Genomic DNA, 21,551 nt, shown 5'->3' with positions numbered 1-21,551 from the left:
AGAGAACATGCGCATCACCATCCTCTTCGGCGGCTCCAACCGCGAACGTCTGGTTTCGGTCGCCTCAGCCCAGGCGCTGCATCAAGCGCTGCCCGAGGCCGATCTCTGGTGGTGGGACGTCGAGGACAAGGTGCATGTCGTGCAGTCCAGACAGCTGCTCGAACATGCCCGCCCGTTCGAGGACGAGTTCAAGCCGGGCACGTCAGGCATTCCGTTGGAGCAGGCGCTCGACCAGGCCAAGGCGGAGAACCGCGTGCTGGTGCTCGGCCTGCACGGCGGTCGTGCCGAGAACGGCGAATTGCAGGTGATGTGCGAGGCGCGCGGCGTGCCGTTCACCGGATCGGGCTCGGCCTCCTCGCATCTCGCCTTCGACAAGTTCGCGGCCAAGCATTTCGCCGCGCTCGGCGGCGTGTCGCCGCCGGCCAACATTGCGCTGGACCAGATCGACGAGGCCTTCGCCGAATACGGCCGGCTGATTGCAAAGCCCGCCAGGGATGGCTCGAGCTACGGTCTGATCTTCGTCAACGCCAAGCAGGATCTGGTCGCCGTCCGCAATGCAGCGAAGCACGAAGAGTATGTGATCGAGCCCTACATCGCCGGCATCGAGGCGACCTGCGGCGTGCTGGAGCGGCCGGATGGCTCGATCATCTCGCTGCCGCCGATCGAGATCATCCCGGGCGAGGGCAGTTTCGACTACGCGGCGAAATATCTTTTGAAGTCGACCCAGGAGATCTGTCCAGGCCGCTTCACGGCGGAGATCACCGCCGCACTGAAGCAGCAGGCGATGCTGGTGCACCGGGCGATGTCCTGTACCGGCTATTCGCGTTCGGACTTCATCGTCTCGGACAAGGGGCTGGTCTATCTCGAAACCAACACGCTACCCGGCCTGACCAAGTCCTCGCTCTACCCCAAGGCGTTGAAGGCCGAGGGCATCGCGTTCGTCGAGTTCCTGCGCGGCCTGGTCGAACTCGCCGTGGCCGGTGTGCGAAAATAATTAGGACTGGTTAACGGCCGAACTGGCGAAACGGCCGGTTTTGGAACCCAAAACCGGTAAAATGCCGGATATTGCGGCATAAATGCCTCACAGGCCTGGGCAAAACGCTCACGTCGTTAACGAACTTTACCTTTTGTTTACCAGGACGTCCGAAGGTTAACGCTGGCGGCGCATATGACGCTTTGGCTGCCGGCGCGTGGACCGTTGCGGGTGTTGTCACTCCCAGCGAACGCTCTGAAGGGGAGAGGTTTTCTTCTGCTGAAGACCAGCACCCGGCCCGGCAAGTCCGAGACGTCATGTTCGCCAGGACCCGCGCGATGTCGCGGGCAAACTGTTGACGAGCTGGTGCAATGGATGGAGCAGGAAGCCTCACTCGGTCGCTTTTCAGATCGCTGAGGCCCCAAGCTGACCTGAAGGCGGCCGCTATCGGAGCGGTCGTGCTTCTGCGCGAGTGGGTGCAGGACAAGCGTCTGGAACGAGTTCACGGCGCGCGTGCTGCGGCCAACGAAAAGATTAAAACCAAAGCCCGGGCCAAAGCCATCATCGAGCGCGAGCCGACGCCGCGGTTGGTCGCGCTGGTCGAGCGCTATCTGCCGCGCCGGGTCGGGATCAGCATGACGGTGCTGCTCCTGATCGGAAGCTGCGGCTTCGGTATCGTCAAGGGCGGCCATCTCCAGGATTTCATCACGGCGGTCAACGACACCCGCAACGCGCTGGCCAATTCCGCCGGCTTCCGCATCACCTCCGTCGTGATCAACGGCCGCAAGCAGCTCAGCCAGGACGAGATCCTCGCGATCGGCGGCGTCAGCGGCCGATCCTCGCTGCTGTTCCTCGACGCCGACGCCGTGCGCGACAAGCTCAAGGCCAATCCCTGGATCGCGGACGCGACCGTGCTGAAGCTCTATCCGGGCCAGCTCATGATCGAGCTCACCGAGCGCAAGGCTTTCGCGCTGTGGCAGGAGGCCGGCCGGCTCTCCGTCATCGCCGACGACGGCGCCGTGCTCGAACCCTATGTCTCGCGCCGGTTCCTGTCGCTGCCGCTCGTGGTCGGCAAGGGCGCCGATACGCAGGCCCGCGATTTCCTCGCTTTGCTGGCGCGCTATCCGCAGGTCAATTCGATCACCAAGGCCGCGATCTTCGTAGGGGAGCGGCGCTGGAACCTGAGGCTCAAGGATGGCCTCGACATCCGCCTGCCCGAGCAGGACGTCGGTAACGCGCTTGCGATGCTGTCCAGGCTCGACAAGGAGGACAGGCTGTTCTCCCGCGACATCGTCGCGGTCGACCTGCGCCTGCCCGATCGGCTGGTGGTGCAGCTGTCCGAGGACGCCGCCAAGGCGCGCGACGATTTGTTCAAGGACAAGAAGAAGAAAAAGGCCGGGGACGCTGCATGACCGGTCTTGATCGCACCCAGACACCGAAGACACGCCCGATGCCGCACAAGCGCGGCGGGCTCGTCGCCTGCCTCGACATCGGCACCAGCAAGATTGCCTGCATGATCGCGCGGCTGAAGCCGTCGGCGCCGAGCGAAGCCCTGCGCGACCGGACCCATGCGGTGGAGCTGATCGGCTACAGCCAGATCCAGTCCCGCGGCATGAAGGCCGGCGCCGTGATTGATCTCGGCGAATGCGAGCAGGCGGTACGACAGGCCGTCGGGCTTGCGGAGAAAATGGCCAAGGTGCGGGTCGAGTCCGTGCTGCTGTCGGTCTCCGGCGGCCGGCTCTCCGGTCAGCTGGTCGAAGCTGCGGCCGACATCCGCGGCGGCGCCGTGACGCCGGTCGATGTCAGCCGCGTCACCTCGACCGGCATGCGCCACGCCACCGGCGAAGGCCGCACCGTGCTGCACGCGCTGCCGGTCGGCTACACGCTCGACGGCGTCAAGGGCATCCGCGATCCCCGCGGGATGGTCGCGCATCAGTTCGGCATCGACATGAACGTCGTCACCTGCGACGCCACGGTGGCGCGGAACCTGATGCTGGCGGTCGAACGCTGCCACATCAACGTCGAAGCCATGGCAGCAAGCCCCTATGTGGCTGGCCTGTCGGTGCTGACCGACGACGAGGCCGATCTCGGCGCTGCCGTGGTCGAGATGGGCGCGGGCACCACCACGATCGCGGTCTTTTCCGGCGGTCGCTTCGTGCATGCCGCCGGTTTTGCGGTCGGCGGGCAACACATCACGATGGATCTGGCGCGCGGACTCTCCGCGACCATTGCCGATGCCGAGCGAATCAAGACGTTATACGGGACCGTCATCACCGGCGGATCGGACTCGCGTGAGCTGATGTCTGTACCGACAGCCGGTGACGAGCAGGATCTGCCGCAGATCGTCTCCCGCGCTACCATCGCCAACATCGTCAAGCATCGTGCCGAGGAAGTCTTCGAAATGGTTCGGGACAAGCTGAAGGATTCGCCCTTCGCCTCGGAGCCCAACGGCCGTGTCGTGCTCTCGGGCGGGGCCTCGCAGCTCACCGGTCTGGTCGAGCTCGGAACGCAGATTCTCGGCCGGCCCGTGCGGGTCGGACGTCCGCTCGGTTTCGGCCGGCTGCCCAACGAGGCGAAGAACGCCGCCTTCGCGGTGCCGGCCGGACTGCTCGTCTACCCGCAATATGTTCATCACGAACATGTCGAACCGCGGCATACGCGGCAGCAGGTCAGGACGGGGACCGGCGGGTATTTCGGAAAGGTCGGACGATGGCTACGCGAGGGCTTCTGATGACTCCTTCCCGCAATATTCGATTTTCACCAACTCCCGCGGCCGCCGGCCGGGGCGAACCCACGCGCGCGTGATCGAGAGGCAAACATGACCATCAGCATCAATGTTCCTGATATTCACGAACTGAAGCCCCGCATCACCGTGTTCGGCGTCGGCGGCGCCGGTGGTAACGCCGTCAACAACATGATCACGGCGGGCCTCCAGGGCGTCGATTTCGTGGTCGCCAACACCGACGCGCAGGCGCTGACGATGTCGAAGGCGCAGCGCATCGTGCAGATGGGCACGGCCGCCACGCAAGGGTTGGGCGCAGGTTCGCAGCCGGTCGTCGGCGCGGCCGCAGCCGAAGAAGTGATGGACGAACTCCGCGACCATCTCTCGGGCGCCAACATGGTGTTCGTCACCGCCGGCATGGGCGGCGGCACCGGCACCGGTGCGGCTCCCGTGATCGCCAAGATCGCGCGCGAGATGGGCATCCTCACCGTCGGCGTCGTGACCAAGCCCTTCCACTTCGAAGGCGGCCGCCGCATGCGCACCGCGGAAGCGGGTATCAACGAGTTGCACAAGGTCGTCGATACGCTGCTGATCATCCCGAACCAGAACCTGTTCCGGGTCGCCAACGAGAAGACCACCTTCGCCGACGCTTTCGCGATGGCCGACCAGGTGCTCTATTCGGGCGTTGCCTGCATCACCGACCTGATGGTCAAGGAAGGCCTGATCAATCTCGACTTCGCCGACGTTCGCGCCGTCATGCGCGAGATGGGCAAGGCGATGATGGGCACGGGCGAAGCCTCCGGCGACAAGCGCGCGCTGACCGCCGCCGAAGCCGCGATCGCCAACCCGCTGATCGACGATAGCTCGATGAAGGGCGCCAAGGGCCTCCTGATCTCCATCACCGGCGGCAAGGATCTCACGCTGTTCGAGGTCGACGAAGCTGCGACCCGCATCCGCGAGGAAGTCGACCAGGACGCCAACATCATCGTCGGCGCCACCTTCGACGAAGCCCTCGACGGCCTGATCCGCGTCTCGGTCGTCGCCACCGGCATCGAGCAGGCCGCGATCGCGCGTAACAGCCAGGCCACCAGCGCTCCCGTGGCGAATCCTGCTCCGCAGGCGCAGCAGGCTCCCGCTGCTCCGGCCGCGGCTGCCGAGAGCCGTCTTGCCGATTTGACCGCACGGCTGCGCGCCGACAATCAGCGCATGGCCGAGCGCGCCCAGAAGTTCGAAGGGCAGACCCCGGCCGCAGGAACGGGCCAATTTGCCGCCGCTCCCACGGCTCCGCGTCCGAACGTGGAGCGCGCTGCGCTTGCCGCCATCGCCGCCGCCGTTGCGGACGTCCCGCAGGCTCCCGCGCCGATGCAGACCTATGGCGACGTCACAGTGCGGCCGATCGCGCAGAAGCCCACGCTGTTCCCCGAGCCCGAGCAGGCGCCGATGGCCATGCATGAGCCGATGACGCCGGAAACCTTCATCCCGCCGCAGGCCGAGCGTGCGCCGGTCCGCACACCGCGGATGCCGCGGATCGAGGAACTTCCGATGCCCGCCCAGGCCGAGCTTCGCCAGGCCCGCGGCGAGGTCGAGGAGGAGACCCCGCAGAAGACCCGGCTGTCGCTGCTGCAGCGCCTCGCCAATGTCGGCCTCGGCCGTCGTGACGAGGAGAGCGAGGCGCCGATCGCGGCCCGCACCGCCGGTCCCGCGATGCCGCCGCTGCCCGATCGCCGGCCTCAGAAGACCGTGGCGCAGCAAATCGCTTCCACCGAGCCGGTGTCGGAGTATGCCCGTCGTCCCGCGCCGCAGGGCCTGGACATGCACGGCCGTCCCGCGCCTGTTGCCCCGGCGCCACAGGGAGACGACCATCTTGATATCCCGGCCTTCCTGCGGCGGCAGGCGACCTGAGGATTGTTACAATAAGGCAGACGAAAAAGGGTCCCGGCGGGAAGCTTGCCGGGACCTTTTCTTTTGCCCCGTGCGTATCCGGATTGCGTCGCCAAGCAACTGATTTTAAATAATTAATTACATATTCGATGGTTCAGTAAAACTACCGAAAACGGTCCCAAACTCCGGTCCAATTTGGTTAAGCCTTGGCGCGAATACGGCGGGTTTGGGGTAACAATCGGTAAAAAAGCGTGAGTTGGCGCTGTTTGAGGCAGTGACTATGGTTTGCCGTGACTTGGGGATACGGATTCGGAAGCGAGCGGTCTGGGCCGCTCAGTCGGGTTCAGTATAAGTCGCAGTGGTCGTAGTGGGGCGGTTCCTGATGAAATTTAGCCGGCAAACAACGCTTCGTGCGCAAGCCAGTGTGGCAGGCGTCGGCGTTCATTCCGGTCTTCCCGTCACGCTCACGCTTGGACCCGCGCCTGTCGACGCGGGCTTTGTTTTTATCCGCACCGGGCTTGAGGGAAGTGACCGCGAAGTTCAGGCCACCGCCGAGCAGGTGATCGCGACCGATTTCGCCACCGTCCTCGGAGATCGCAACGGCCCGCTGGTTTCCACCGCCGAGCATGTGCTTGCTGCGCTGCGGGGCATGGGCGTCGACAACGCCATCATCGAGATCGACGGGCCGGAAGTGCCGATCATGGACGGCAGCGCGGCAGCCTTCGTTGCGGCGATCGACCAGGCCGGCATCGTGACCCAGCCGGCACAGCGCCGCTTCATCCAGGTTTTGAAGCCGATCTCGGTCAAGATCGGCGACTCCTTCGGCGAAATCAGGCCCTATGCTGACGGGTTCCGCGCCGAGGTCGAGATCGACTTCACCAATCCTGTCATCGGCCAGCAGAGCTACGCCTTCGACCTCAACCCGGAGCGTTTCCGCCGCGAAGTCGGTCGGGCCCGGACTTTCGGTCTGATGTGCGACGTCGCACGGCTCTGGAGCGCGGGGTATGCGCTCGGCGCCTCGTTCGACAACACCGTCGTGTTCGACGAGGAGCGGCTGCTCAACACCGAAGGCCTGCGCTACGCCGACGAATGCGCCCGCCACAAGGTGCTGGACGTGATTGGCGACCTCGCGCTGGCTGGTCTGCCGCTGCTTGGCGCCTACCGCTCGGTGCGTGGCGGCCACAAGCTCAACCACGCCGTCCTGACCGCGCTGCTCGCCGACCGTACAGCGTGGCGGGTGGTCGAGGGCGAGGCAGCCCGCCGTACCACGCGTCCGGTGGCTGAAACCGGTCGCGGCATCGTCGGCGGCCGGATCGCCGCGGTCTACGGGCCGGACGTTTCCTGAAGCGAGACATTCCCGAAGAGAGACGGGCCTGAAGAGCCCCGTCGCCGCAGGCGTTTGGCGGCGGCTTTCCCCGGGAAAGTCTTGGTAACGATGATCGGCTAGGATTGCGGCGCGTTCGCCTTAATCCGGGCGGAATGCCTGCCTATCCGGTTGGTTGAAGATCGTTTTTCGGTTACACCGGCGTGGTCGCACGGCAGGCACCACAGCTATATTTCGCGCCCAGGACGGGGTTCATGGGCTGGCGGACACCGCACCACAGGGCGTCAGGGCAATATTCATGTCGGCACAGCGTATGACGCGCGGATATCTCCAAGTCCCGTCTCGAGAAGTCTCGTCCCGAGAAGTCTCGTCTCGTGCCCGTGGGCTGATTCAGGTTGTCGCCCTCTTCGTGCTCGCGCTGCCGCTGGCCGGCTGCGGCACCGGCGCGCTGTGGGACAAGTTCACCGCCAAGGACGACACCTTCGTCGAGGAGCCCGCCGACAAGATCTACAATGAGGGCCTGTACCTCATGAACGAGAAGAAGGACATGAAGGCGGCGAACAAGAAGTTCGAAGAGGTCGACCGCCAGCATCCTTATTCCGACTGGGCCCGCAAATCATTGCTGATGTCGGCCTACGCGTCCTACCAGGGCGGCGACTATGACAATTGCATCGGCGCGGCCACCCGCTACGTCACGCTGCATCCCGGCAGCCCGGATGCGGCCTACGCGCAATATCTGATTGCCGCCTCACATTACGACCAGATTCCGGACATCAGCCGCGACCAGACCCGCACCGAGAAGGCGATCGCCTCGCTGGAGGAGGTGGTTCGCAAATATCCGACCTCCGAATATGCGACCTCAGCCAAGGCCAAGATCGAAGGTGCGCGCGACCAGCTCGCCGGCAAGGAAATGAACGTCGGCCGCTATTACGCGCAGAAGCGCGACTACACGGCGGCGATCAACCGCTACAAGGCCGTGGTGACGCAGTACCAGACCACCCGCCATGTCGAAGAGGCGCTGTACCGCCTGACCGAGGCCTATATGGCGATCGGGATCGTCGGCGAGGCTCAGACGGCCGCCGCCGTGCTCGGGCATAATTTTCCTGACAGTCGCTGGTACAAGGACGCCTATAATCTTGTAAAATCGGGCGGTCTCGAACCGAGCGAGAATCAGGGGTCCTGGATTAGCAAGACCTTCAAGAAAATGGGTCTCGGCTAGGAAATAGAGTTCCATGCTGGCGCGTCTGTCGATCCGTGACATCGTCCTGATCGAACGGCTCGATATCGAATTCGCACCGGGCCTCGCGGTTTTGACCGGCGAGACCGGTGCGGGCAAATCCATCCTGCTCGATGCCTTTGCGTTGGCGCTCGGCGGCCGCGGCGATGCCGGCCTCGTGCGGCATGGGGCGGAGCAGGGGCAGGTCACTGCCGTATTCGATATCCCAAAAAGCCATCCCGCGGCCAAAATCCTCGCGGAGAACGGGCTGGACGATACCGGCGAGATGATTCTCCGCCGGGTCCAGCTCGCCGACGGCCGCACCCGCGCCTTCATCAACGACCAGGCGATCAGCGTGCAGACGCTGAAGGCGGTCGGGGCTGCCCTGGTCGAGATCCACGGCCAGCACGACGAGCGCGCGCTGGTCGATGCCGCCACCCACCGCCGCCTGCTCGACGCCTTCGCCGGTCTCGAAAAGGACGTTTCGGCGGTCGAAGCGCTCTGGGACGCCCGCCGCACCGCCAACACTGCGCTGGAGGAGCATCGCGCCGGCATGGAGCGCGCTGCGCGCGAAGCCGATTACCTCCGCCACGCCTCCGACGAATTGAAGCAGCTCGCGCCCAAGGACGGCGAGGAGACCTCGCTGGCGTCCCGTCGGACCACCATGATGCAGGGCGAGAAGATCGCCTCCGATTTGCGCGAGGCGCAGGAGGCGGTCGGCGGCCACCATTCGCCGGTCGCCTCGCTGTCGGCGGCCGTGCGCCGGCTGGAGCGTCGCGGCGTCAACTCGCCGGCGCTGGTCGAACCCGCGGTGAGGGCAATCGACATCGCGATCAACGCGCTGGAGGAAGCCGACCAGCATCTCCAGGCGGCGCTTGCCGCGACCGATTTCGATCCCTCGGAGCTCGAACGCATCGAGGAGCGCTTGTTCGCGTTACGCGCCGCGTCGCGCAAATATTCGACGCCGGTCGACGGGCTCGCCGCGCTTGCCGCAAGATACGCCGCCGACGTCGTCCTGATCGATGCCGGCGCCTCCCGGCTGAAAAAGCTGGAGCAGGCTGCGATCGAGGCCGATGCGCGCTATGCGGCGGCCGCCAAGAAGCTGTCGATGGCGCGGCAGAAATCGGCGGAGAAGCTCAACAAGGCGGTCAATGCCGAGCTCGCGCCGCTCAAGCTCGAACGCGCCAAGTTCATGACCCAGGTCCAGACCGACGAGGCAGCTCCAGGCCCGCAAGGGTTCGACCGCGTCGAGTTCTGGGTGCAGACCAACCCGGGCACCAAGCCGGGGCCGATGATGAAGGTCGCCTCCGGCGGCGAGCTGTCGCGTTTCCTGCTGGCGCTGAAGGTGGTGCTGTCCGACCGCGGCTCGGCGCCGACCTTGGTGTTCGACGAGATCGACACCGGTGTCGGCGGCGCGGTCGCGGACGCGATCGGCGGACGGCTGGCGCGGCTCGCCGGCAAGGTTCAGGTGATGGCCGTAACCCACGCCCCGCAGGTCGCCGCCCGTGCCGACCAGCATTTGCTGATCTCCAAGGACGCGCTGGACAAGGGCAAGCGCGTCGCCACCCGCGTCAATGCACTCGCTGCCGACCACCGCCGCGAGGAGATCGCGCGGATGCTCGCCGGCGCCGAGATCACCGCCGAGGCGAGGGCTGCCGCGGACCGTTTGCTCAAGGCGGCGACGGCTTGATTTCGTGTCCCGGACGCGCGCAAGCGCCGGGCCCTAAACGTTATGTCCGGGGTACGAAACTGTAACCGCCTTTACCCTCCCGCCCGCTCCATCGTATCCAAGCACCATGGCCAGAGCAGCAAAATCGAAACCAGCACCGCTTCGCGACGTCGCCGACCTCACCAAGGCGCAGGCCAAGGTCGAGCACATGCGGCTCGCGCTCGAGATCGAGGGGCACAACGAGCGCTACTACCAGGACGACGCGCCCACCGTCACCGATGCCGCGTATGACGCGTTGCGCCAGCGCTTCAACGCGATCGAGAAGCGCTTTCCGGAATTCGTCAGCGCGGACTCGCCGTCGCAGAAAGTCGGTGCTGCACCATCAGGCCGCTTCAAGAAGGTGCGGCATGCCGTCCCCATGCTATCGCTCGACAACGCCTTTGCGGAAGAGGATCTGCGCGACTTCGTCGGCCGCATCGTGCGGTTCCTGAAGCTCGACGACGACAGAATCGATTTCTCGGCCGAGCCGAAGATCGACGGCCTCTCGATGTCGCTGCGCTATGAGGGTGGTGAGCTCGCCACCGCCGCGACGCGCGGCGACGGCGCGGTCGGCGAGGACGTCACCGCCAATATCCGCACCCTCGAAGACGTGCCGCAAAAGCTGAAGGGCCGCAACGTCCCCGATATCTGCGAGGTGCGCGGCGAGGTCTACATGACCAAGAAGGCCTTCCTCGCGCTCAACGAGCGGCAGAAGGCCGAAGGCAGCACCATCTTCGCCAATCCGCGCAACTCGGCCGCGGGTTCGCTCCGGCAGAAGGACCCGACCATCACCGCCTCGCGTCCCCTCGGCTTCTTCGCCTATGCCTGGGGCGAGATGAGCGCGATGCCGGAGGCCACGCAGAGCGGCATGATCGGCTGGTTCGAGCGCTGCGGCTTCAAGACCAACCCGCTGACCAAGCTCTGTCACTCCGTCGAGGAACTGCTGGCGTTTCATCGTGCGATCGAGGAACAGCGCGCAAAACTCGACTACGACATCGACGGTGTCGTCTACAAGGTCGACCGCGTCGACTGGCAGGAACGGCTCGGCTTCGTCTCGCGCACGCCGCGCTGGGGCATCGCCCATAAATTCCCCGCCGAGCGCGCCACGACGGTGTTGCGCGACATCGAGATCCAGGTCGGCCGCACCGGCTCGTTCACGCCGGTGGGCAAGCTCGAACCGGTCGGCGTCGGCGGCGTGATCGTGCAGAACGTCACGCTGCACAACGAGGATTACATCAAGGGTATCGGCAACAAGGGCGAGGTGTTGCGCGAGGGCCGCGACATCAGGATCGGCGACACCGTCGTGATCCAGCGTGCCGGCGATGTCATCCCGCAGGTGGTCGACGTCGTCCTCGACAAGCGGCCGAAGGCTGCCAGGGAATTCCAGTTTCCGAAGAAGTGCCCGTGCCCGTTGCACACCGATGTCACGCGCGAGGAGACGGCGGCGGGCGAAGAGGGCTCACGCGCTCGCTGCACCGGTGAGTTCGCCTGCCCCTACCAGAAGATCGAGCATTTGAAGCTGTTCGTGTCGCGGCGCGCCTTCGACATCGACGGCCTTGGCGAGAAGCAGCTCCAGTACTTCTTCGACGAGGGTTTTGTGAAGGAGCCAGCCGACATCTTCACGCTGGAAAAGCGCAACGCAAAACTCAAATTGGAGGACATCGAGGGTTACGGCGCAACCTCGGTGCGCAATTTGTTCGGCGCGATCGAGAGCCGTCGCAAGATTGCACTGGAGCGCTTCATCTACGCGCTCGGCATGCGCCATATCGGCGAGACCACGGCGCTGGCGCTGGCCCGCGGCTACGGCTCCTGGGACGCCTTCCACGACGCCAGCCTCAAGGTTGCCAAGGGCGACGAGGAGGCAATGGCCGAGATGGATGCGCTCGACCAGATCGGCGAGACCGTGATCAAGAGCATCGGCGATTATTTCGGCGAGAGCCACAATCGCGGCATCGTCGAGCGGCTGACGAAGGAGGTCGAGATCATCGACGCCGAGAAGCCGAAGAGCAACTCCGCCGTCGCCGGCAAGACCGTGGTGTTCACGGGCTCGCTGGAGAAGATGACGCGCGACGAGGCCAAGGCCACCGCTGAGCGATTAGGTGCAAAAGTGTCCGGATCGGTGTCCAAGAAAACCGATCTCGTCGTCGCCGGCCCCGGCGCGGGTTCGAAGCTCGCGGAAGCCAACAAGCATGGCGTCAAGGTGCTGACCGAGGACGAGTGGCTGACGCTGATCGGGGAGTGAGGGCTTCTTTCGTCATTGCGAGCGAAGCGAAGCAATCCAGAATCTTCCCGCGGGTCGCAGTCTGGATTGCTTCGCTTCGCTCGCAATGACGGAGGACGCGGCGTGCCATCCCTCACATCATCCCGCTCTCTTCCTCTTCCGCCTGCTCGATCAGCGTCTCGCTCACCATGACCTCGCGGCGGGGGACGACGAAGATCATCGTGCAGGCGCACAGCAGGGAGATCGCCAGCACTGCGGCGGTGAGCGGCAGCGTGGTCGCGGAATGGCCGCCGAGATAGGCGCCGAATTGCGACATCAACGCGCCAATGCCCTGCTGGAGAAAGCCCATCGCACCTGATGCGGTGCCGGCGGCCTCGGGACGGACGCTGATCGCGCCGGCGGCCGAGTTCGCCATCACGAAGGCATTGCCGACCATCACGATCATCTGCGTGCCGAACAGCCAGGCGGGTGCTTCGTTCCAGCCGTTGAAACTCCACAGCAGGTTCAACAGGCTGCCGCAAAGCTGGAGCGCGAGGCCGAACCAGATCAACTTCTCCAGCGAGTGCCGCGGCGCGAAGCGCACGCAGAGCAGATTGCCGACGAGATAGGCAAAACCCGTCGTCGCGAACCACGCGCCGTATTCGGCGCTGGTCCTGCCCATCTGCGTCACCACGATATAGGGGCCGCCGCCGGCGAAGGTGAAGATGATCTGCGAGGCCAGCACCTGGCACATCACGTAGCCGACGAAGGCGCGGTTGCGGATCAGGATGCCGACATCGCCGCGAAAGCCGCTGCCGGCGGCGCGGTCTCGGCGCGTCTCGGGCAGCGCGAAAGCGATGCCGACGGCGACAATGATCGCGGCGACGGTGATGGCGTAGAAGATCGCGCGCCAGCCGAATGCGGTCTCGATCAGGCCGCCGGTGAGCGGGGAGACCATCTGCCCGATCATGAGCGCCGCGACCACGAGGCTGATCATCGAGGCGACGCGATCGCGCTGGTAGATGTCGCGGATGATGGCGCGGCTCACCACCATGCCGGCGGCGCCGCCCAGCGCCTGGAAGAAGCGCGCGGCGATCAGCTGCGGCAGGGTTTCCGCGAAGATACAGGCGACGCTGGCGACGATCATCAGCGCCAGGCCTCCAAGCAGCACCGGGCGCCGCCCGAAACGGTCCGAGAGCGGGCCCATGATGAGTTGCGATAGCGCGATGCCGACCATGTACAGCGACACCGTCATCTGCGCGACCGAGATGTCGCTGCCAAAGGTCGTCGCCAGCACCGGCAGCGCCGGAACCAGCATGTAAAGCGAGATCGGCGCGATGCCAGTCATGACGACGAGCAGCAGCAACACCACGCGCGAGGTCGCGAGGTTGTGTTGCGCCGCTGGCGGCGGCGTGCTGGTCATGCCGTGCATGCGTGTCCGTCTCGCAGAAATTCGAATCGGACTGTAGCGCGCTCGCACAAGACGCATATCGGCGTTTTGGAATGCGGCTATACGGATTCCGGGACGGTGATAATGGCGGCGCGATGATGATGAATTGGGCGCGTTGCTCGTGCCGCGTGACAGGTGTCATTCCCCGCGGAGGCGGGGAATCCAGTATTCCAGAGGCAGCAGTGATTGAATCGAGAGGCCGCGGCGTACTGGATGCCCCGCCTTCGCGGAGCATGACAGCTGTGGTGGAGAGACAGCCTTGCACAAAACACGTAGTGCCATGCGACGTCGCGACGACGCGCTTACGCCTTCAGCTCCGCCGTGGCCTGGTCCAGCCACGCCTTCGTCGTCTCATCCAGGGCCGGCCGCACCTCGGCCCTGACGCGCGCGTGATAGGCGTTGAGCCAGTCGAGCTCGTCCTTGCTGAGCATGCCGACATCGATCAGCCGGCGGTCGATCGGTGCCAGGGTCAGCGTCTCGAACGCGTTCATCGATTTCTCAGCGCCCTTGATGTCGGCTGCGACCACCAGTTCGAGGTTCTCGATGCGGATGCCGAAGCCGTCGGTCTTGTAGTAGCCGGGCTCGTTGGACAGGATCATGCCTCGCTTCAGCGGCGTGGTGCCGAGCTTCGATATCCGTGCCGGTCCTTCGTGCACCGAGAGATAGCTGCCGACGCCGTGGCCGGTGCCATGCTCGAAATCGACGCCGGCGGCCCAGAGATATTGCCGTGCCAGTGTGTCGAGTTGCGCGCCGGTGGCGCCGTCGGGAAAGATCGCCCGCGCGATCGCGATGTGGCCGCGCAGCACGCGCGTGAAACGGTCGCGCATCTCATCGGTCGGCTCGCCCACGGCCATGGTGCGGGTGACGTCGGTGGTGCCGTCTTCGTATTGTGCACCTGAATCGATCAGCAGCAGATCGCCGGGCACGATCCGGCGGTTGCTCTTGCGGGTGACGCGGTAGTGCACGATGGCGCCATTCGGGCCGGTGCCCGATATGGTCGGGAACGACACATCCTTGAGCGCGCCGGTATCGCGGCGGAACGTCTCCAGCGCCTCGACCGCGTCGATCTCGGTGAGCTTGCCGCTTGCCGCCTCGCGGTCGATGAAGGCGAGGAAGCGCGCCAACGCCACGGCGTCGCGCCGGTGCGCGGTTTGCGTGCCCTTGATCTCGGTCGTGTTCTTGACCGCCTTGAGCAGCGCGATCGGATCGCTGCCGCGCACCGGCTTGCCACCGGCACCCGTGATCAGCCGGCTGAGGGCATCGGCCGCGGTCGCATTGTCGAGCGCGATCGATCCACCGCTCTTGGCGAGCGCCATCAGCGTCGGCGCCATCGCATCGGGCTCGCGCACGTCGGCGGACTGCTCGAGATGGTCGCGGGTCAGATTGGAGAGCTTGCGGTGATCGATGAAGATGGTGGGACGGCCGTCCTTCGGCACCAGCGCGTAGGACAGCGGCAGCGGCGTATGCGCGACGTCGGCGCCGCGGATGTTGAAGGTCCAGGCCACGGCATGGCTGTCGGACAGCACCAACGCATCGACGCCGAGCTTGCCGATCTCGCTCCTGATCTGCGTCAGCTTCTCGGCTTCAGTCACGCCAGCATGTTGCATCCCGTGCACCGTGACCGGCGCAATCGGCGGCTGTGGGCGGTCCTGCCAGATCGCATCGACCGGATTGCTGTCGACGGCGACCAACTCGGCACCGGCCTTGGTGCAGGCGGCGGACAAACGCTCGGCTGCCGCAAAAGTGTGCAGCCACGGATCAAATCCTAGGCGGTCGCCGGCCTTCAGGTGTGCCGACATCCAGCTTTCCGGCGGGGGATCGATCAGAGATTCCACGGCCCAAGCCCTTGAATCGACCTGCTTGGCCGCCTGGATCGTGTAGCGGCCATCGACGAACACCGCGGCCTCGTGCGTCAGCACCACCGCCAGTCCCGCCGAGCCGGTAAAACCGGTCAGCCAGGCCAGACGCTCTTCCGACGGCGGCACATACTCATTCTGCTGCTGGTCGGCGCGTGGAATCACGAAACCGGTCAGCTTGCGGCGGGCGAGTTCTTCACGGAGCGCGGCCAACCGGGCCGTCAATGCGACGCCCGCCTCGGGCTCCTCGAATGTCTGGAAGTGCGCTTCGAACATGGTGGATCACTTTAGGATCATGCGGATCAGTCCGCAATGTAGACGCATTTGAGGTCGTATCTGGCATGGACTGTGCTTGAACAAGTTCCATTCGAATTGAGTGGAGTACAGGATGCGGCAGTTGCGCTTCGTCCGGATAACAGGGAAATTCGAGCAAGTTGTTCATCTCAATGACGAGGGGACACTCGATGCCAGCGTTCACGTTTGAGAAGATTACGCCGCCGGTGCGCCGCGCCCCGGCTGCGGCAACACCGAAGAAACCGCGCGGCCTCATCAACCAGATGATCGACCGTTTCGCCGAACGCCGCGCGAGGCGCGCCTCGCGGGCCGAGCGCGCGATGCGCCCGGACGAGAAGGCGGCAAAGTAGCGGCATCTACAGCAGCACCCGTACTCACCACATCTTCCGCAGCAACAGGCTGCTCCACCCCTCGATCCGCAAGTGCTTCAGAGGCACTAGGCCGCGCGCGCGGTAGGCGGCGATCACGGCGGGGACTTGGGGCGTCAACAGGCCCGAGAGGATGACGCGCCCTCCGGTCGCGAGGTGCCGCGTCAACGGGCCCGCCAATTGCCGTAACGGATTGGCCAGGATGTTGGCCAGCACCAGGTCGAACGGGCCGCATCTGCCAAAATCGGCCGCCGCGAATCCGGTGGCGCGGATCACTCGCACATGGTGACCGACTTCGTTCAACAAGGCGTTCTCGGCTGCCACCTTGACCGAGGCCGGGTCGATGTCGGAGGCCAGCACCGCGCGATGCAGCGCCTTCGCCGCCGCTATCCCCAGCACGCCGGTCCCGGTGCCGAGGTCGAGCACGCGGCCGAGCCGGGTGCTTTTCAGGACATGGTCAAGCAGGAGTAAACAGCCGCGTGTGGTGCCGTGATGGCCGGTGCCGAAGGCGAGAGCCGCCTCGATCTCGATGGCGAGCTTGTTTGGCGCCACGCGGTCGCGGTCATGGCTGCCGTGGACGACGAAGCGCCCGGCCGGCACCGGGACGAGATCTTCCAGGCTCGATTTGACCCAGTCCCTGGCTTCGACGGTGTCGAAGGCCAGCGTGTCCGCGATCTCATTTCCTGCTGAGGTTGCAACGAGTTCGCGCAGCCACGCCCGGTCCGGCGCGTTCGCGAAATGCAGCGCGACGTCCCACTGTCCGTTCGGCTGCTCGAAGGCGGCGACCGCCGCATCGTCCTCGAAGAACATTTCGGTGAGGACGTCGACAATGCGCCTGGCGGCGATCTCGCTGCCGATCGAAAAACTGGCGCGATGGGTGGGGGCAGGCTGCATCCTCAGGGTTCCGTCCGGTTCAATTTTTGGAACTTTTGTTCCCATTTTTTCCGATAACTTGCATTCACGAGGTTAACCCGACCGCAGGTTGTACCACGTAGATTTGCGGGTGTTGGGCAACCCACACAGCTTGAAATGGAATAGGAGGCGAGACTTGAAGCGCATGATTTTGAAGTTCTGGACCGACGATTCAGGTGCAACCGCAATCGAGTACGGCCTGATCGCAGCCGGCATTGCGCTGGCGATCATTACCGTGGTGAACGGCCTGGGCACCACCATGAACGACAAGTTCACTTCGATTAGCAGCTCCTTGAAGTAATTTCCGCCTCCCAGTTGCCGGCGGGGCCAATTCTCCATACGACTGCTTTCGAGCCGCGCCCGTCGGGGGAATTGCCCCTTGACGGGCGAAGTCGTGTTTGGGGATTGGCTTGCACAGAATGCCCACAGGCTTACCCGCTGGTTTTTCCGGGCTTTGTCCACGGATTATCCCGCCGTTCATCCCCGGATTTTCCACCGACTTGCACTGGCTTTGGAGGAGCGTAACCCACCGCGCCTTCACAGCTTTGCCAACAGTCTGTCCACAGCCCATCCACAGGCTTATCCACGGCTTCCGAACAACGACCGGTGATCCCTCAAAATCGCCTGCGCGGCGTTGTGGCCGGGGGCGCCGGTGACGCCGCCGCCGGGATGGGCGCCGGAGCCGCAATGATAGAGGCCCCTCACGGGTCCGCGATAATCGGCATGGCCCAGCATCGGCCGGGCCGAGAACAGCTGGTTCAGCGTCAGCGCGCCGTGGAAGATGTCGCCGCCGAGCAGGCCGAACTGCCGTTCGAGGTCGAGCGGTGACAGGATCTGGCGGCCGAGCACGCTTGTCGCAAAACCCGGCGCGTATTTGTCCACCGTCGCGATCATGAGGTCGGCAACTTCTTCACGATGGTCGTCCCACGACTTTCCATCGGGAAGCTCCGGCGCCACGTGCTGGCAGAACAGGCTTGCGACATGCTGTCCTGCGGGCGCGAGCGTATCATCGAGCGTCGAGGGGATCAGCATTTCCACGACGGGCTCTCGGCTCCAGCCGTGCGCCCGGGCATCGAGAAAGGCGCGGTCCATGTAGCCGAGATCAGGGGCCAGGATGATGCCCGAGGTGAGATGATCGCCGTCGCCCGGCAGCGCCGTAAAGGAGGGCAGGCGGTCCAGCGCCACGTTCATGCGGAAGGTGCCGGAGCCGTTCTTCCAGTGCCGGATGCGGTCGAGGAAAGTTTGGGGAAGCGCATCGGCGGAGACCAGCCGCGTATAGAGCAGCTTCGGATTGACGTTGGCTGCGACATATTTCGCGCGGATGGTCGTGCCGTTCTCCAGCGCCACGCCGACCGCGCGGTCGCGCTCGACGATGACCTCGCGCACGCCCGCATCGGTGTCGATCACGACGCCGCGGTCGCGTGCGGCGCGCGCCATGGCTTGCGTGATCGCGCCCATGCCGCCGATAGCGTGACCCCAGACGCCCTTCTTGCCGTTCACCTCGCCGAAGGCGTGGTGCAGCATCACATAGGCCGAGCCCGCGGCGTAAGGGCTGGCATAATTGCCGACGATGGCATCGAAGCCGAACAGCGCCTTGACCAGATCATGCTCGAAACGTTCGTCCAGCATCTCGCCGGCCGAGCGGGTGAAGAGATCGAGCAGGCTGCGGCTCTGCTCCAGAGACAACCCGCGCAGGATGTTGGCGCTCTGGAATGCGTTCACGGCCTCGCGGATCGAGGCCGTGCCGAAGCCATCGAGCAGGTTTGGCGGCGCGCGCAGCACGAATTGCCGGAGCACGTCGGCGATATCTTCCAGCTCGCGCGAAAACCCGTCGAGCGCGTTTGCGTCGCGCGCGCTCAGCCGTGCGACGGATGCCTGCGTCCGCCCCTCGCCAGTGAGGAGATAGCTGCCGTCGGGAGCAGGCAGAAAATTCTGCGCGCGTCGTTCAACGATGCGCAGGCCCTGTTCGGCCAGCTTCAAGTCGCGGACCACTTGCGGATTAAGCAGGCTCACGGTGTAGGCCGCGACCGAATTGCGGAAGCCCGGATGAAACTCCTCCGTGACCGCGGCCCCGCCGACCACCTTGCGGCGCTCGACCACGCGCACGCGCAAGCCGGCCATCGCGAGATAGGCCGCGCAGGTGAGGCCGTTATGGCCAGCGCCGATGATGATGACGTCGGTTTCGATCATGAAGGTGCAAGCTGTTCCACGGTCATTCCGGGACGGTCTGAGCGCCCCGGTTCGGAATGACATCTGTATATGAAGCATTCCCCGCTGCAACATCACGAGAGCCTTTATTGCTCGTTCAGGCGCCTTGTGCTCCATTGCGCGCGCCCGGCGCCCGCCGGGATATGCTGGAGCTTCCATGGATTCGATCGTGCAACCCGCCGCCACGGAGCAGCCGTCCTCGTCACGCAACCGGCTGCTGCTGACGGTCTACACCGCCGCGATCTTCGTCAGCGCGCTATTGCTGTTCTCGGTGCAGCCGCTGTTCACCAAGATGGTCCTGCCGCGGCTCGGCGGCTCGCCGGCGGTGTGGTCGGTGGCGATGGTGTTCTTCCAGTCGCTGCTGCTGGCGGGCTACGCCTATGCGCATTTGTTGATGCAGGTGAGGAACCGCATCGTTCCCGTGGTGGTGCATCTCCTGCTGCTGATCGCGGCCTTTGCCACGCTGCCGCTCGGCATCGCCTCCGCCTATGGCGATCCGCCCGCTTCGGGCTACGCGGTCTGGCTGCTCGGCCTGTTCGTGATCTCGATCGGGCTGCCGTTCTTCGCCCTCGCCGCCAACAATCCGTTGCTGCAGGCCTGGTTCGTCCGCACCGGGCATCCTGCCGGACATGATCCCTATTTCCTCTATGCGTCCTCCAACATCGGCAGCTTCCTCGCCCTGCTGTCCTATCCGTTCCTGCTGGAGCCGATGTTCACGCTGCACACGCAGAACCGGCTCTGGACCGGCGGTTACGGCATTCTGATCCTCCTAATCGCAGCATGCGGCGTGCTGCTGTTGCGCTCGCCGAAGCTGGCCCTGGTCGATGCACGAACCGAGGATTTGAATGCGCCGGCGCCCGGTTTCATGACGCGGCTGCGCTGGATATTCCTCGCCGGAGTGCCGTCCGGCCTGCTCATCGCCGTCACCGCGCACATCTCGACCGACGTCGCGGCCGCGCCGCTGCTGTGGGTGCTGCCGTTGTCGCTGTACCTCTTGACCTGGGTGGTGGTGTTCCAGTCGCGGCCGCTGCTGCCGCACAAATGGATGCTGATGCTGCAGCCGGTCGCGATCGCGGGCGTCGTCTTCCTGCTGGCCTTCGGCGGCGAACAGAACCTGCTGCTGACGCTCGGCGGCCATCAATTGTGCTTCTTCGTCATCGCCATGGCCTGCCACGGCGAATTGGCGCGGACCCGGCCGGCCGCGAAATATCTCACCGGATTCTATGTCGCGCTGTCGTTCGGCGGCATGGTCGGCGGCCTGTTCGCAGGGCTCGTCGCGCCGTTCACATTCTCCTGGATCGCGGAATATCCGATCCTGGTTGCGCTTGCCGCGCTGTGCCGGCCGCCGGCGAACGAGCGGCTGGCGGGCATCGTCAAATGGTATTGGCTGGCGCTTGCCGCGCTGGTCGTCGTGCTCGTTGCGCCCTTTGCCACGACGGGCGCCCTGTCGAGCTGGTTCGAGGATCACCGCGTCTGGCTGGCCAGCGGCGTCGGCGTGCTCGCCGCGCTGCTGGCGCTGGCGGTCAACGCCGGCCGCTGGAAGATATTCGCCACCTTCGCGCTGGCGCTGGCGTTGATCCGGGTTTATCCGGCGGACGAAGGCCGCGTCACCACGGTGCGCAGCTTCTTCGGCGTGCACAAGATCGTGGTGACGCCCGGCGGCTATTTCCATGTGCTGATGCACGGCACCACGATCCACGGCGCCGAGCGTTTCCTCAACAATGACGGCACGCCGGTCACCGGCCGGCCCGAGCCGATCACCTACTATCACAGGGATGGCGGCATCGGTCAGGCCGTCAGCGCGATCCGGGAACGCAAGGGCGCTCCGTTGAAGGTCGCGGCGATCGGCGTCGGATCGGGCACGCTCGCCTGCGCCGCGGAGCCGGGCGAAAGCTGGACCTTCTTCGAGATCGATCAGTCCATGGTCGACGCGGCAAGCGATCCGAAGAATTTCCGCTACATCTCGAGCTGCATGCCGGGCCTGAAGCCGGTGATCGGCGATGCCCGCCTCACCTTCGCGAAGGAGCCGGACGGCGCCTATGATCTCATCATCGTCGACGCCTATTCGTCCGATGCGATCCCGATCCATCTTGCGACCGAAGAGGCGATGAAGATCTACAAGGACAAGCTCGCTCCGCACGGCGCCGTGGTGATGCACGTCTCCAACCGCCACCTCGATCTCGAGACCGTCGTGGTCGGCATCGCCGATGCCAACGATCTCAAGAGCTGGGTCTACAACGAGGATTCGGGGCGCGATGGTGACTACATCTTCTCGACCGACGTCGTCATCTCCGCCCGCGAGGATGCCGACGTCGGCAGGCTCGCATCGTCGAAATCATGGGAGCAGACCGAGGCCGACGACAGGGTGCGGGTCTGGACCGACGATTACTCCAACATTTTGGGCGCGCTGTACCGGCGCTTGCGGGACGGGGAGTAAGG

The 21,551-nt window shown here is 65.0% G+C and carries 15 protein-coding genes; 11 read left to right on the top strand and 4 right to left on the bottom strand.

The window, feature by feature from the left end; genetic code table 11:
- The first annotated feature begins 7 nt into the window (after window positions 1-7).
- The 8 genes from IVB45_RS28435 to ligA all read left to right on the top strand — a co-directional run bounded on the left by IVB45_RS28435 (window position 8) and on the right by ligA (window position 12,066).
- A complete protein-coding gene (locus tag IVB45_RS28435) occupies window positions 8-994 on the top strand; it encodes a D-alanine--D-alanine ligase (RefSeq protein WP_247358668.1) in 987 nt (328 codons plus the stop codon).
- Between the two features lie 350 nt (window positions 995-1,344).
- Window positions 1,345-2,385, top strand: a complete 1,041-nt coding sequence (locus IVB45_RS28430) for a cell division protein FtsQ/DivIB (RefSeq protein ID WP_027570707.1) — start codon at window positions 1,345-1,347, stop codon at window positions 2,383-2,385.
- On the top strand, window positions 2,382-3,704 hold the full coding sequence (gene ftsA / locus IVB45_RS28425) for a cell division protein FtsA (protein ID WP_247358669.1): 1,323 nt from the start codon (window positions 2,382-2,384) through the stop codon (window positions 3,702-3,704). The genes IVB45_RS28430 and ftsA overlap by 4 nt, the downstream gene beginning before the upstream one ends.
- 87 nt (window positions 3,705-3,791) lie before the next feature.
- Entirely contained in the window at window positions 3,792-5,597 is a 1,806-nt protein-coding gene (gene ftsZ / locus IVB45_RS28420; protein WP_027570708.1) for a cell division protein FtsZ, read from the top strand.
- Between the two features lie 361 nt (window positions 5,598-5,958).
- Window positions 5,959-6,921, top strand: a complete 963-nt coding sequence (lpxC, locus tag IVB45_RS28415; protein WP_026232696.1) for a UDP-3-O-acyl-N-acetylglucosamine deacetylase — start codon at window positions 5,959-5,961, stop codon at window positions 6,919-6,921.
- A gap of 277 nt (window positions 6,922-7,198) precedes the next feature.
- Window positions 7,199-8,119 carry an outer membrane protein assembly factor BamD gene (locus IVB45_RS28410; protein ID WP_027570709.1) on the top strand — a complete coding sequence of 307 codons (921 nt, stop codon included), beginning with the start codon at window positions 7,199-7,201 and terminating at the stop codon, window positions 8,117-8,119.
- A gap of 13 nt (window positions 8,120-8,132) precedes the next feature.
- Window positions 8,133-9,806 (top strand): DNA repair protein RecN, encoded by a 1,674-nt coding sequence (gene recN / locus IVB45_RS28405; protein ID WP_247358671.1) that lies wholly within the window; start codon window positions 8,133-8,135, stop codon window positions 9,804-9,806.
- 106 nt (window positions 9,807-9,912) lie between these two features.
- A complete protein-coding gene (gene ligA / locus IVB45_RS28400; RefSeq protein ID WP_247358673.1) occupies window positions 9,913-12,066 on the top strand; it encodes an NAD-dependent DNA ligase LigA in 2,154 nt (717 codons plus the stop codon).
- Between the two features lie 112 nt (window positions 12,067-12,178).
- Here the strand turns inward: ligA and IVB45_RS28395 are convergent, their stop codons facing one another.
- Together IVB45_RS28395 and IVB45_RS28390 are read right to left on the bottom strand one after the other, a co-directional pair.
- Entirely contained in the window at window positions 12,179-13,456 is a 1,278-nt protein-coding gene (locus IVB45_RS28395) for a multidrug effflux MFS transporter (protein WP_247358675.1), read from the bottom strand.
- Between the two features lie 320 nt (window positions 13,457-13,776).
- Window positions 13,777-15,606, bottom strand: a complete 1,830-nt coding sequence (locus IVB45_RS28390; protein WP_247358677.1) for an aminopeptidase P family protein — start codon at window positions 15,604-15,606, stop codon at window positions 13,777-13,779.
- A 188-nt stretch (window positions 15,607-15,794) separates the two neighbouring features.
- On the opposite strand from IVB45_RS28390, the gene IVB45_RS28385 reads away from it, so the two are divergent.
- Entirely contained in the window at window positions 15,795-15,974 is a 180-nt protein-coding gene (locus IVB45_RS28385; RefSeq protein ID WP_027570714.1) for a hypothetical protein, read from the top strand.
- 24 nt (window positions 15,975-15,998) lie between these two features.
- On the opposite strand, the gene IVB45_RS28380 is transcribed toward IVB45_RS28385, so the two are convergent.
- Window positions 15,999-16,886 carry a 50S ribosomal protein L11 methyltransferase gene (locus IVB45_RS28380; protein ID WP_247358678.1) on the bottom strand — a complete coding sequence of 296 codons (888 nt, stop codon included), beginning with the start codon at window positions 16,884-16,886 and terminating at the stop codon, window positions 15,999-16,001.
- Between the two features lie 154 nt (window positions 16,887-17,040).
- On the opposite strand from IVB45_RS28380, the gene IVB45_RS28375 reads away from it, so the two are divergent.
- Window positions 17,041-17,205, top strand: coding sequence for a Flp family type IVb pilin (locus IVB45_RS28375; protein WP_018454254.1), 165 nt, complete (start codon window positions 17,041-17,043; stop codon window positions 17,203-17,205).
- A 278-nt stretch (window positions 17,206-17,483) separates the two neighbouring features.
- Here the strand turns inward: IVB45_RS28375 and IVB45_RS28370 are convergent, their stop codons facing one another.
- Window positions 17,484-19,094: an NAD(P)/FAD-dependent oxidoreductase gene (locus IVB45_RS28370; RefSeq protein WP_247358680.1), complete on the bottom strand. Its 1,611-nt coding sequence runs from the start codon at window positions 19,092-19,094 to the stop codon at window positions 17,484-17,486.
- A gap of 175 nt (window positions 19,095-19,269) precedes the next feature.
- Between IVB45_RS28370 and IVB45_RS28365 the strand changes: the two genes are divergently transcribed.
- Complete coding sequence (locus IVB45_RS28365) at window positions 19,270-21,549, top strand: fused MFS/spermidine synthase (protein WP_247358682.1); 2,280 nt, start codon at window positions 19,270-19,272, stop codon at window positions 21,547-21,549.
- Window positions 21,550-21,551 lie beyond the last annotated feature (2 nt).

Source organism: Bradyrhizobium sp. 4, from assembly GCF_023100905.1.
Classification (GTDB): Bacteria; Pseudomonadota; Alphaproteobacteria; order Rhizobiales; family Xanthobacteraceae; genus Bradyrhizobium.
This window is presented reverse-complemented; position numbering and strand designations above follow the sequence as displayed.